Consider the following 12,944-nt stretch of genomic DNA (forward strand, 5'->3'; position numbering starts at 1 on the left):
GCCGCCCTCGAACCCCTCCACGCCTACATCCGCGGACATGCCACGGGTGATCCCACGCACTTTCGCGACGCGTTCCTGCCCACCGCGCATGTCGAGGGGATCCGGGACGGCGGGTTCGTCTCCTGGACCCTGGACGCGTACTGCGCGCTGTTCGACGGCCACGCGGCCCCGGACGAGGCCACCCGCTCCCGCCGCGTCGACGCGGTCGAGGTGCACGGCAGCATAGGGACCGCGACCATGACGCTGCGGCACGGCGCGGACACCTTCACCGACGTCTTCCTGCTGGTGCGGACGGCGGCTGGTTGGCGCATCGCGAACAAGGTGTACCACCGGGCCTGTTGAGCGTGACTACCCCGCCCGTTCCAGCACCAGAGCACTGCGCACGGGCTCGGCGCGCCACATGGCGGCCAGTTGGGGGTGGGACTCGACGAACCGGCGCATCTCCCGCAGCGCGGCGGCCCTGGGCGGGCCGATCCCGTCGTGGTCGAAGCCGGTGTCCTGATGGCCGAGGCTGTCGAGATCCGCCCACGCGGGGTCCTCGGCGAAGACGAGTTGCAGCTCCACCTTCCAGTACTGCGGCTGCCCGCCAAGCCCGTCGTCGGCCCCGTCTGCCCCGTCGGCTTCGGCTTCGGCTTCGGCCACGGCTTCGGCTTCGGCTTCGGCTTCGGCGTCAGTGACCGCGTACAGCCGGCCGAAGGACAGTGCAGGCAGGTCGTCGTTCCAATGCCATCTGCCCCATTCGACGATGAAGCCGTCGCCGTCGTCCTCGGAACCCGCGATCCCCTCGACTTCGACCTGGAGGAACGCGGCGAAGGCGTCCCAGGCGACGTCGACGTCGCCCACCGCGTCCGGTTCGGCCGCTCGTTCTCTCAGGATCCGCGTGAACACCTCCACGCTGGATCTCCACGGAATGGGCATGCGGGATGCTACCGCGTGGTTCCGCCCCGTTCGCAGGGGCCCGATCGGGCGCAGCCGGCGCGGGACGACTGCGGGTGTGCGGGTGGTCACGGGTGGTCTCGCCCCTGCGGGCGGGCGGTCGGTGGACGAAGACCGACATGCGGTGCGCCGCGCGCCGCCGGACAATGGGAGTGGTGGGGTTCTCCGCCCTGCCGGTCACCAGTACAGGCCCGGACGGATGCGTGTCACACGCCCCCGCCGCCCGCCCGGACGTCGCGTTCGCGTCCGTCCCGCCTCACACGCAAGAGCAGGGGTGTTCGAGCATGGGCGGTATCAACGAACAGGCCCTCGGCGGTCTACGGGAGGCACTCAGGGGATCGGCCGTCGTACCGGGAGAACCGGGGTACGAAGAGGCACGCGCCGCCTACAACGGCATGATCGACCGGCGTCCGGCCCTGATCGCGGGGTGCGTCGACGTCACCGACGTACGGACCGTGCTGAACTTCGCGCACGACACCGGACTGGAACTCGCGGTGCGCGGCGGCGGCCACAGCGGACCGGGGTTGTGCCTGGTCGACGACGGGCTGACGCTCGACCTCTCGCCGATGCGCTGGGTGGACGTCGACCCGGCCGCGGGGACCGCCCGTGTCGGCGGCGGCACCCAGCTCGGCGATCTCGACCACGCGACCCACGGCTTCGGGCTGGCCACGCCCGCCGGGATCATGTCGACCACCGGCGTCGGCGGTCTCACGCTCGGCGGCGGCCACGGGCATCTGACCCGCAGGTACGGCCTGACCATCGACAACCTGCTGTCCGCGGATGTGGTCCTCGCCGACGGCAGCTACGTCACCGCGTCCGAGACGGACCACCCCGACCTGCTGTGGGCGCTGCGGGGCGGGGGCGGCAACTACGGCGTGGTCACCTCGTTCACGTTCCGGCTGCACCCCGTCGACACAGTCGGCGTGGGCGTGACCGTCTGGCCCGTCGACCGGACCCGCGAAGTGCTGCAGTGGTACCGGGAGTTCCTCCCGGCGGCGCCCACGGAGCTCAACGGCTTCTTCGCGCTGCTGACCGTGCCGCCGGGTCCGCCGTTCCCCGAGCCGATCCACGGGCAGAAGATGTGCGGCGTGGTGTGGTGCTACACGGGCGACGTGACAGGGGACGCCTTCGACAGGGCCCTGACGGCGGTGCAGGCACCCGGCCCGCCCGCGTTCCACTTCACCGCCCCCATGCCGTACCCGGCGCTGCAGAGCATGTTCGACGCGCTGATGCCCAAGGGCCTGCAGTGGTACTGGCGGGGAGACTTCTTCGACGAGATCTCCGACGGCGCCGTCGCGGTGCACGAGAAGTACGGCGAGAACCTGCCCACCGATCTGTCCACGATGCACCTGTACCCGGTCGACGGGGCGACCCGCGAGATCGGTCCGGACGACACGGCGTGGGCGTATCGGGACGCCACGTGGTCCGGCGTGTTCGCCGGCATCGACCCCGATCCCGCCAACGCGGGCCTGCTCCGCCAGTGGTGCGTCGACTACTGGACCGAGATGCACCCCCATTCCATGGGCGGCGGCTACATCAACTTCCTCGGCGAACAGGAGGGCGCGGACCGGGTCCAGGGGACCTACCGCGGCCACTACGACCGCCTGGCGGCCGTCAAGCGCACCTACGACCCCGAGAACTTCTTCCGGGCCAACCAGAACATCCCACCGGCACCCGCCTGAGCCACCCCGCGCACCTGCCGGCGTGGCAACCGGGCCGCGGAACAGCGGCGGCCCCACGACAGCGTGTCGTGGGGCCGGCCGGACGGTAGGTGGTGCGTGGGGAGTTGTCAGGGCGCGATCTCGAACTGCGGTGGGTGCAGGCCCGCGAGGCACGAGGTGTCCGCGTGGGTCGGCGAGTCGAAGAACGACGTCGTGATCGACTGCGCGCACGGCGACTCGGCGAACGCCACATGGGCGACGTACGGCACCTCGACGACCGTGGGGCGGCTCAACGTGCGGGCGACGTAGGGGCCGTTGCTCGACGCGGTCTGGGCGTCGAACCCGGCCGACATCACCAGGGTCGGGATGTCGCTGCGCACCACGCTGCGGACGGCGGGCGGTTGGGCGGGGACGTTCCAGGCCCGGCAGTCGGCCTGGAGGAAGGGCAGTTGGGGTGCGTTGGCGACGACCGAGCGCGGGTAGGTCGGGAACAGGCGGTGGCCCGCCCGGATCACGTCGGACTGGCTCTCGTACGGCGTCCACTCGCCGCAGAACACGCCGTAGGCGAGGCCGTGGGCGACCCGGCCGACGGCCTGCGGGCTGACCTTGCCGCCGGCCCACTGCTCGGCGATGCGCTGCGGGTTGCCGTGGGCGAGTTCGTCGATGGAGCGGGGCACACCGGCCGCCACGTGGGTGGCGGAGGTCAGCCAGGTCACCAGGGCGCCGCCGTCCAGCACGACCTTCACGGGCCGGCTCTGGCTCGGCACGGTGACCGTCGTGGTGACCGGGTGGGCCTCCAGCTTGCTGACGAGGCGGTCGAAGGTTGCGGACAGGTGCGGATAGCGGCGGTTGCAGGCAGTCTCCTGCGCGCACGCGGCGAACAGGCCGTCGAAGCCCTCCCGCGCGGCCTTCCAGGTGACCGCTCCCCCGGCCAGGGACGGCGGCAGCACGCCGTCGATGCCGACCGAGCGGACGCCCTGGGGGTGGGTGCGCATGTAGGTGAGGGCGAGGTCGGTGCCGTAGGAGATGCCGAAGACGTTCCACCGCCTGATGCCGAGCGCGACGCGCAGGTCGGCGTAGTCGGCGGCGCTCTCGGTGGTGTTGTAGGCGGCCCGGTCGGGGGTGCGGGAGGTCACCTGGTCGCGGCAGGTGCGGGTGGCCCGGACGTGCAGGGCTCCGGTGGACGGCGCGTCGTAGACGAGGCCGACGACCTTGGCGTTGAACTCGTCGATGTTCGGGCACAGCAGCGCCGGGTCGGCGGAGTAGGTGCCCCGCTGGGACATGAAGATGACGTCACGGTCGCGGTTGAGGCCGCCGTCGATCGCCAACTGGGCCTCGGAGACGGCGTCGTCGCCCGGTCCGCCCGCGAACCACACGATCGGGTCGGACGCCTGTCGCCGCGTGGCGGCCGGCACGATCGCCACGCTCAGGGTGATCTTCCGTCCCTTGGGCCTGGAACGGTTCTCGGGCACGGTGAGGGTGCCGCAGTGGGCCTCGTCCAGGACGGGTACGGGGTCCGCGGTCCTCGGACAGGGGCCGGGCACGAAGCGGGCGTGACCCGCCGTGCGGGCGACCGTGCCGAGCGGGGTTCCGGCGCCTGGCTCCGCGCCGGCGGGGGTGGCGCCGAGGCCCACGGCGAGGAGGCCGGCCGTGGCACCGGCGAACGTGGCCGGGAGTCGTCGTGCGGGTCTGTGGCGCCGCGGCGGGCGGGCGGTCGTCATGCGGTCTCCAGTCGGGGGGTGATGGTGAAGGGCTGGGGCGCGAGGCCCGCCACACAGCTGGTGTCCGGCGCGGTGGGGTGGAGGAGGAAGGACGTCAACACGTCGGCCGCGCACGGGGATTGTGGAACGACCCAGTGACCGATGCCGGGGATCAGCACAGCGGTCGAGCGGTGCAGTGTGCGGGCGGCGTACGCGCCCCAACTGGCCCCGGTCTTGGCGTCGAAGGTGCCGGAGAGCGTGAGCGCCGGGGTGTTGCTGGTGGTCGTCACGCGCTGGACGGCGGTGCGGTCCGGCACGTTCCAGACCCGGCACACGTCCTTCTCGAAGGGGAGTTGGGGCGCCTGGGCGAGCACGGAGTCCGGGAAGCCGGGGAAGGCCCGGCGGCCCGCCGCGAGCAGGTCGGTCTGCGAGTAGCCGGGCACCCATTCGGCGCACGCCACGGACTGGGTGAGGCCGTGCGCGAACTCGCCGACGGCGGCCGTGGCTCCGGCCGCGCGGGCCTGCGCGAAGCGGGTGGGGTTTCCGTGGGCGAGTTCGTCGAGCGCCGCGGGCACGTCGACGGCCGGAACGGCGTTCGCGACCAGGAGGTTGATCAGCGCGCCGCCGTCCAGGACGACCTTGACGGGATCTCCGCCGGACGGGGGCGGGACCGTCACCGTCAGCGGGTGGGCCTCCAGGCGCCGCACCTGCTGCGTGAGCGTGCGGGCCGGGTCCGGGTAGCGGGCGTGGCAACGCGGCTGGTCCGCGCAGGCCTTGAAGATCGCGCCGATGCCTTCCTGGGCGCTGTCCCAGGTCCAGGGCAGGCTGACGATCTGCGGCGGCACCACGGAGTCGATGGCCACCGAGCGGATGCCCTCGGGGTGACGGCGCAGATAGGTCAGGGCGAGGTCGGTGCCGTAGGAATAGCCGTAGACGTTCCACCTGTTCAGGTGCAGCGCCCGGCGCAGGTCGGCGAAGTCCGCCGCGTTCTCGGTGGTGTTGTAGGCGCTCAGCTCGACGCCTTCGGAGGTGAGGCGGTCCCGGCACTCCTTGGCCGCGCGCACCAGGAGGCGTCCGGTCGACGGGGCGTCGTAGGGCAGCCCCACGGAGTCGGCGTAGAAGCGGTCGATCTCGGGGCAGGTGAGGGCCGGCAGGGAGTGGAGCGTGCCTCGCTGCGCCATGACGATCAGGTCGCGGTCCTGGTTGACGCCGGCGTCGATCAGGAACGGCATGTCGTCGATCGCGTCGCCGCCGGGCCCGCCCGTCATGAAGACCACGGGGTCCGCGCCCGGCTTCTTCGCGACGGCGGGAACGACGACCACGGTGAGCCGGATGGTCCGGCTGTGGTGGGCCGCGCGGTTCTCGGGGACTTCGAGGTACCCGCACCGGCCCTGGACCGGCTGGGGGGTGTCCGGGCAGGGGCCGGGCACGAAACGCGGGGGGCGCCGGGTGCCCTGGGCTCCGACACCCGGTGCCGGCTCGGCTCCGCCGGGAGGCGCCGCGGCGCTGCCCCGCGCCGGCCCGCCCCGGTCGAACACCGGCGCGGCGCTGCTCGGGGTCGGGGCGAGGGCGGCCAGGAAGGCCAGCCCCGCCACGAGGCCGGTCACCGCGGTGCGCGCCTCCCTGGCGCTGCGCCGCGGGTGCCGGTGGCCCGTCCTCCTGCCAAGGGGTCTGCGGTGCACGGACCGTGGGCGTCCCGGTCCGTTGTGCTGTGCTGCCATCTGCTCTCGTTTCTACGACGTCGACGCAAGGCGGCCCGCCGCCGCGATACGCGGGGCGGGCACGGTGCAGTCCAGCCTGTGCGTGCGCCATGACGTCCACCACTCGTGGGCGCCAGTCGGAGCAGCCGGGTGCGCCCGGGTGGGGCGGGCGGCTGCGCCTCCTGGGTGAGGACCGGGCCCGGCGCGGGCCTCAGCGGGTGAAGGTGCCCAGCTTGTTCGCGTCGAGGTGCTCGACGGTGACACCGGTCGCCCTGCCGGAACGCAGGTGGAAGGTGACGCCCGACAGGCCCACCGCGTTCTCGCCCTGCGTCCGATAGCTGAAGGTGTCCCCCGTGTAGTGCGTCAAGGGGAACGACATCGTCTGCGGGCCCAGCGTCATGCTCAGGTTGCCGCCTGGGTCGGCGGTGACGGTGAGGGGGCCGTAGTAGTCGTTCGCGTAGGTGCCCGTGTACGCGGCGGCGGCATGGGCCGGGGCGGGGTGGGCGGGCGGCTTCGCGTAGTCCGTCGGGGAGACACCGGTGTAGGCGGCGGCCTGGACCACCTGCCGGTAGAAGGGCAGCCAGTCGACGGTCTGCCGGCCGTTGCGGGCGATGTCGAGGAAGGTGGCGGCCACCGCCTCGGGCGCGCCGATGGGCTGCCCGTTGGTGAGGACGACGATGCCGAGCCCCTCGGCGGGCAGCAGGGTGATCGTGGTGGCGGCGCCGAGGTCGAAGGCGCCGGAGTGGCTCAGGCGGACGGCCCCGCCGTCGTCGTAGCCGACGTTCCAGCCGAGGCCGTAGAACCCGGGTTCGCCCGCCGCGGCGCGCGGCGGCGAGGAGACGATGTGGGGGACGCGGGTCTCGTTCAGGGCGGTCGCGTCGACCAGTCGCCTGCCCTCGAAGGTGCCGTCGTCCAGTTGGAGGCGCATCCACTTGGTGAGGTCCTCGACGTTCGAGCTCGCGCCGCCGGCGGGCGCCTGGCGGTCGGCGTTCTCGGTGGTGGAGACCTTCCAGTGGCCGTCGACCTCGACATGGGCGGACGCCTTGTCGGCGGCGCTGTCGTAGTCCGCGCGCCGGTAGCTGGTGTGGGTCATGCCCAGGGGGCGGAACAGGGTGTCGGCCGCGAGCCGCGACCACGGGGTCCCCGCCGCGTCGGCCACCGCCTCGCCGGCCTCGGTGAGGCCGTAGTTGGTGTAGGCGTAGCTCGCGCGGAACGGTGCCAGGGGTTCCAGGCGCAGGTGGTGAAGGATGTAGTCCTGCGAGTAGCCCAGGTCCTCCAGCAGGTCGCCGGCGTGGTCGGGCAGTCCGCTGCGGTGCGAGAACAGGTCCGCGATGGTCACGTTCGCGGTGACGTAGGAGTTCTTGAGGGCGAAGCCGGGGTCGTGGGTGACCACCGGATCGTCCCAGCCGACGGTCTTGCGCCCGACCGCCCCGGCGACGACGGTCGACGACAACGGCTTGGACAGCGAGGCCAGTTGGAAGACGGTGGCGGGATCGACCGGCGCGCTCCGGCCCACCTCGCGGACGCCGAAGCCCTTGGCGTAGACGACGGTTCCGTGGTGGACCACGCCCACGGCGACCCCGGGCACGCCGGTCTGCCGCATCACGTCCTGCACGATGCCGTCGAGTCTGCCGACCGCCGACGTGACCTGCGCCGGGGTGAGTTGGGGCGAGGGCTGGGCCGGTGGCGTGGGTGACAGGGAGGTGGCGGGGGCCGGACCGCCGCGGACGGCGACCGGGTCGCCGCAGCCGGACAGCGCCAGCGCCAGCGCGCTCAGCGGCGCCACCGCCGCGCCCGCACGGGCCAGGCGACGCGGTCTGTTCCTGCGACTCCGACGCGCCATGGTCCGCTTCCTCACGCTCGGGTGCCCGTACGGGGCACGGTCGCGCCCGTTCCATCCTGGCCACGGCGGTGGGCCGCGGCACTCGGGCGCGGCCGAGTGGGTGAGCAGCGGTGCCGTCGGCGGGAAGCGGTGCGGTCGGTGCGGACCGGTGCCGTCGGCGAGATACCGGGACTGTCGGCGAGAGCTGGTGCCGCCGGCGAGAGTTCGGTGCCGCCGGCGGGATACCGGTCTCCCGGCGGGTGCCACCCGCCGGGAGACCGGCGGCAGGGATCAGCCGAACGCCTTCACGGCCTCGTAGTAGGTCCAGGCCGTGCTGTTGCAGGTCGTCTTGGTGACGCCGCTGTAGGCGGCACACACCCGCAGGAGGTCGTCGTACAGCATCGTGTCCAGGCGGGCCTTGTTGGCGTCGAAGGTGCCCATCGCCTTGTAGTTGCGGTAGCCGAAGTCGTGATGCGCGCATGACATAGCGAAGGGGAAGCCGAGCGGGTTGTCCGGGGAGTCGCTGCAGTAGTCGGTGGACCAGTCGAAGGCGTACGCGGACCAGGCGGACTGGTTGTTGCGGGCGGCGTACCAGGCGTCGTAGCTCGCGGACGTGGTCTGGGTCCAGTTGGACAGGACCTGGGCCTTGTCGGCCGGGACGGCGCTGGCGGGGGCGGACAGTGCGACGGTGGCGACGACGGCGACCGCGGAGGCGACGACGCCGGTGGCGATTCTGCGCATGCGGGATTCCAGTCACTCGGGCGCGCGGGGGCGCTCGGGCAGGGTGGGGGAACACGACCGGAAGGCGCTCCGGCCATAGGTGCAGCGCTGCGTGCACAGGATGGGGCGCGGAATCTCTATGCGGGTAGATGTTGAACGGTAAAATTTGCATGGACGCGTCAGAACATGGGGTGGGCGTGTGAAGGTTGGCCGGGGTTGCTCCGTGCTTGCGCCGCCTGTCCGGTCCGCGATCGTTTCGGCTGGTCAGGACCGAGTGGGCGGGAGATGGGAGGGGCCGGGGCCCGCTGCTACGCCTCTCCCGCCACCAACCCCACCGCCCGATCGGCCAGGGTGTCAGGACTCGCGTCGACCGACAGGTCGCTCCCCCGCTCGTCCGCCTCCAGGGGTTCCAGCGTGGCGAGTTGGGAGTCGAGCAGCGCGCTCGGCATGAAGTGGCCCGTGCGCCGATCGAGGCGGGACGCCAACAGGGCGCGGTCGGCCGTCAGATGGAGGAAGAACGCGGACGGGCAGGCGGCCCGCAGGGTGTCGCGGTAGCCGCGTCTGAGCGCGGAGCAGGCGACCACCGCGCCCGTGCCCGCGTTGTCCCGCTCCTGGAGCCAGCGGCCCACCGACGCCAGCCAGGGGCCGCGGTCGGCGTCGTCGAGCGGCGTACCGGACGCCATCTTGGCGATGCCGGCCGCCGAGTGGAAGTCGTCGCCGTCCACGAAGGGAACACCGAGCCGCTCCGCGAGCAGCCGGCCCACCGTGGTCTTTCCGCTCCCTGCGACGCCCGTGACGACGACGCACGGGGACCGGTGCTCAGTGCGGCCCGTCATGCGGCAGCGCCTCGGGGTGCAGCAGGTCGCTGCGCCGCCGCCGGTCGCCCTCGAACGGCCGGGGCGCCGGGCCGTCGGAACCGGCCGGATACTCCTCCAGCGGGACGCGGTTGCTCTCCCACGCCCTCAGCACCGGGGCCAGCACCCGCCACGCCTCCTCGGCCTCGTCGCCGCGGATGGAAAGGGCCGGGTCGCCCTTCAGGACGTCGAGCAGGAGGCGTCCGTAGGCGGGCAGGTGCGGCGGTTTCAGCCGCGCGGTCAGCGAGAGCGGGGTGAGCGCCTGGGCGTGGGCGCCGATGCCCGTCATGTCGAGGGTCATGCCCTCCGGTTCGAGTTCGAAGCGCAGCACGTTCGGCCGGGCCTCTCCCTCGTGCCCGAACGGCAGGTGCGGTACGGGCCGGAAGCGCACCGCGACCTCCTTGCGGTCGCGTCCGAGGGCCTTGCCGCTGCGCAGCCGGAACGTGGTGCCGGACCAGCGCCAGCTGTCCAGTTCCAGTTCGACCTCGGCGTACGTCTCCGTGTGCCGGCCGGGGTCCACGCCCTCCTCGTCGGCGTACGCGGGTACGGCGTGCCCGCCGATCCGGCCGGGCAGATAGCGGGCGCGGCGGGTGCGGTGGACGACGTCCTGGTCGGTGAGGAGGCGCACCGAGCGCAGCACGTCCACCTTGCGGTCGCGCAGGTCCCGCTCGCCGAGGGTGATCGGGGGTTCCATGGCCACGAGGCACAGCAGTTGCAGCAGGTGGTTCTGGACCATGTCCTTCAGGGCGCCGACGCCGTCGTAATAGCCCGCCCGGCCTTCCAGGGCGAGGGTCTCGTCCCAGACGATCTCGACCTCGGCGATGTGGGTGCTGTTCCAGATGGGCTCCAGCATCCGGTTGGCGAGGCGGCTGCCGAGCACGTTCTGGACCGTCGTCATGGCCAGGAAGTGATCGACCCGGAAGACGGCACGCTCGGGTACGACGTCGGCGAGCAGGCGGTTCAGCTCGCGGGCGCTCGTCAGGTCCTCGCCGAACGGCTTCTCCAGCACGATCCGGCTGCCGGGCGGCAGGCCCGCGTCGTGCAGGGCGTCGACCGCCCGCGGGAAGAGCGCCGGGGGCAGGGCGAGGTACACGGCGACCGGTTCGTCGCCGGCCACGACCGCGGCGACGTCCGCCGCGTCGGTGACGTCCGCCCGCCGGTAGCCGGCCGAGGCCACGACGGCCCTGCGCGCGCCGGCGGGACTCGCCCCGCCGTGCCGGTCGAGCTGCTCGGCGCACCACGTGCGGTAGCGGTCGCTGTCCCACTCCTCCCGGCTCGCGCCGGTCAGCCGGAAGCCGTCGCCGAGCTGCCCCTCGGCCCGCAGGGCGGCCAGCGCGGGCAGCAGATAGCGGGCGGTGAGATCGCCTGTGCCGCCGAAGACGGCGAGCCGCTGGATCATGCCGGACCGCCCGAGGTCGTACGGCCGCCCGAGGCCGCACGGGCGTCCGCCGTCCCGCCGCCGCCTCCCATCCCGCCACCGCCTGTCGTCCGGCCGCCGCCCGAGTCCGCACGGGCACCCGGCTCCCCCCGCGCGCCCGCCTTCGCCCGGGCCAGGTTCACGCCGCTCGCGATGATCCCGATGTGGCTGAAGGCCTGGGGGAAGTTGCCCATGAACTCTCCTGAGGTGGGGTGGATCTGCTCCGGCAGCAGCCCGAGCGGGCTCGTACGGGCGCAGAGCGAGGCGTACACCTCTTCGGCCTCGTCGATACGGCCCTGGGCGGTCAGGTTGTCCGCCAGCCAGAAGCTGCACAGCACGAACGCGCCCTCGTCGCCGGGCAGCCCGTCGGGCGAATCCTCGTGCAGGTAGCGGTAGAGCAGTCCGCCGCCCGCCGAAAGACGTTCGGCCACGGCGGCGGTGGTCGCCACCATCCGCGGGTGGCCGGCGGGCACCACATGGCGCAGCGGGAGCGCGAGCAGGCTCGCGTCGAGCAGTCCGCCGCCGTCCAGGTGCGCGCTGAGCGTCCGCGCGTCCTCGTCCCAGGACTCCTCCAGGATGAGCCGCCGCAGCCGGTCGGCCGAGGCCCGCCAACCGGCGACCGGTCCGGGCAGGCCGAGCCGTTCGCCGATGGCCACGGCCCGGTCGAGGGCGACCTGGCACATTCCGGCGGAGTAGGTGAACACCCGGCCGTCGCTGCGCACCTCCCAGATGCCCTGGTCCGGCTGGCGCCACGCCTGCTCGGCGGTGTCGGCGAGGCCGGACAGACCCGCCCACAGCGCGGACGGCACCTCACGGCCCGCGCGCAGCCACTGGTCGGTGCGGAGCCACTGGTCCGCGCAGTCCAGGATCTCGCCGTAGACGTCGTGCTGGCGCTGGTCGGCCGCGCCGTTGCCCCAGCGCACGGGGGCGGAGCCGCGGTAGCCCTCGAGTTCGGCGTCCTCGACCTCGTCGGGTACGCGGCCGCCGTCGAGGCTGTACATGATGCGCGGGGCACCGCTCTGTTCCACGGCGTCGAGGACCCAGCCGAGGAAGGCGTCGGCCTCGCCGGTGAAGCCGATGCGGCGCAGCGCGAAAACGGCGTAGGCGGCGTCCCGGATCCAGGCGTAGCGGTAGTCCCAGTTGCGCACGCCGCCGATCGGGGCGGGCAGGGAGGAGGTGGGCGCCGCGACGAGGGCACCGTTGCTCCAGTCGTCGCACAGTTTGAGGGTGATGGCGGAGCGCCGGACCAGGGCCTCCTGGGGGCCCTCGTAGGTGAAGTGGCGCATCCAGCGCCGCCAGGCGTCGGCGGTGTCCGCGAGCATCGTGTCGGCCTCGAAGCGGTGGTGGCGGTGGAAGCGGCCCCAGGACAGCACGAGGTCGAGGTGGTCGCCCCGGCCGAGGTCATGGGTGGAGCGCAGACCGGTCAGGGGGCGGTTGGAGCGCAGGTGCAGCCGCAGGTCCGGCCGTCGCGCCGGGCGCAGTTCCAGGCCGCTGAACAGCTCCCGCGCGGTGCCGCCGCCGCGGGGCTCCAGCTCCACGCGCAGCCGTACGTGCCCGGAGACGACGACGGCCGAGCGGACGAGTTCGCTGCGCCCGGCGGGGGCGTCGTCGGTGAGGTCGGTGCCGGGCCGCACGGTCAGCGCGTCGGTGACCCGTACCAGGCCGGTGGTGCTGCGCAGCTCGGTGATGAGCACGCCGGTGTCGGGCTCGTAGCGCTGCCGGGCCTCCACCAGGTCCTCCGGCCTGACGGTGAAGTGGCCGCCGCGCGCGTGGTCGAGCAGGGCGCAGAAGACGGGGTCGGAGTCGAACCGGGGCAGGCACATCCACGGAATCGAGCCGTCCAGGCCGACCAGCGCGGCCGTGGAGCCGTCCCCGATGAGGCCGAGGTCCTCCAGCGGCAGGTAGCCCGCCCGCCGGCGGACCGGACGGAACGGCGGGTCGGGCTGGTGCATGGCTCCTCGATTCCGCACCGGCCCGGTCCCGGGGCCGTCCGGCGCGCTGCGCGGGTTGTGCGGGCTGTGCGGGCTGTGCGGGCTGTGCGGGCTGCTGCGCGAGCTGAGCGGACTGCATGAGGTTGAGCGAGTGCGTGGGCAGCGCGGGCGTGCGACCGCCGACGGCGCCGACGCCTCCCGGG

9 protein-coding genes and 1 pseudogene are annotated in these 12,944 nt (G+C 73.1%); 2 read left to right on the top strand and 8 right to left on the bottom strand.

Features of this window, described 5'->3' with window-relative positions; genetic code table 11:
* A pseudogene (locus WN71_RS42850) lies at nt 1-342 on the top strand (nuclear transport factor 2 family protein); the annotation flags it as partial.
* A 6-nt stretch (nt 343-348) separates the two neighbouring features.
* On the opposite strand, the gene WN71_RS24080 reads toward WN71_RS42850, so the two are convergent.
* Complete coding sequence (locus WN71_RS24080; RefSeq protein ID WP_143074868.1) at nt 349-918, bottom strand: hypothetical protein; 570 nt, start codon at nt 916-918, stop codon at nt 349-351.
* Between the two features lie 302 nt (nt 919-1,220).
* On the opposite strand from WN71_RS24080, the gene WN71_RS24085 reads away from it, so the two are divergent.
* Nucleotides 1,221-2,618, top strand: a complete 1,398-nt coding sequence (locus WN71_RS24085) for an FAD-binding oxidoreductase (protein WP_046588117.1) — start codon at nt 1,221-1,223, stop codon at nt 2,616-2,618.
* Nucleotides 2,619-2,725: 107 nt separating this feature from the next.
* Here WN71_RS24085 and WN71_RS24090 read toward each other — a convergent pair whose 3' ends face one another.
* The 7 genes from WN71_RS24090 to WN71_RS24120 all read right to left on the bottom strand — a co-directional run bounded on the left by WN71_RS24090 (nt 2,726) and on the right by WN71_RS24120 (nt 12,762).
* Nucleotides 2,726-4,318, bottom strand: coding sequence for an alpha/beta fold hydrolase (locus WN71_RS24090; RefSeq protein WP_046588118.1), 1,593 nt, complete (start codon nt 4,316-4,318; stop codon nt 2,726-2,728).
* The gene (locus WN71_RS24095; RefSeq protein WP_240529743.1) at nt 4,315-5,565 is read right to left on the bottom strand and encodes an alpha/beta fold hydrolase; all 1,251 of its coding nucleotides are present in this window, start codon (nt 5,563-5,565) and stop codon (nt 4,315-4,317) included. The genes WN71_RS24090 and WN71_RS24095 overlap by 4 nt, the downstream gene beginning before the upstream one ends.
* A 643-nt stretch (nt 5,566-6,208) precedes the next feature.
* Complete coding sequence (locus tag WN71_RS24100) at nt 6,209-7,840, bottom strand: serine hydrolase (RefSeq protein WP_046588122.1); 1,632 nt, start codon at nt 7,838-7,840, stop codon at nt 6,209-6,211.
* A 270-nt stretch (nt 7,841-8,110) separates the two neighbouring features.
* Nucleotides 8,111-8,560 carry a phospholipase gene (locus WN71_RS24105; RefSeq protein ID WP_046588124.1) on the bottom strand — a complete coding sequence of 150 codons (450 nt, stop codon included), beginning with the start codon at nt 8,558-8,560 and terminating at the stop codon, nt 8,111-8,113.
* A gap of 287 nt (nt 8,561-8,847) precedes the next feature.
* Nucleotides 8,848-9,375 (bottom strand): gluconokinase, encoded by a 528-nt coding sequence (locus WN71_RS24110; protein ID WP_079178061.1) that lies wholly within the window; start codon nt 9,373-9,375, stop codon nt 8,848-8,850.
* Entirely contained in the window at nt 9,359-10,792 is a 1,434-nt protein-coding gene (locus tag WN71_RS24115; RefSeq protein ID WP_046588129.1) for a glucose-6-phosphate dehydrogenase, read from the bottom strand. The genes WN71_RS24110 and WN71_RS24115 overlap by 17 nt, the downstream gene beginning before the upstream one ends.
* A complete protein-coding gene (locus tag WN71_RS24120; protein ID WP_079178062.1) occupies nt 10,789-12,762 on the bottom strand; it encodes a glycoside hydrolase family 15 protein in 1,974 nt (657 codons plus the stop codon). Before WN71_RS24120 ends, WN71_RS24115 begins: the two co-directional genes overlap by 4 nt.
* Nucleotides 12,763-12,944: the final 182 nt, after the last annotated feature.

It is taken from the genome of Streptomyces mangrovisoli, from assembly GCF_000974985.2.
GTDB lineage: Bacteria > Actinomycetota > Actinomycetes > Streptomycetales > Streptomycetaceae > Streptomyces > Streptomyces mangrovisoli.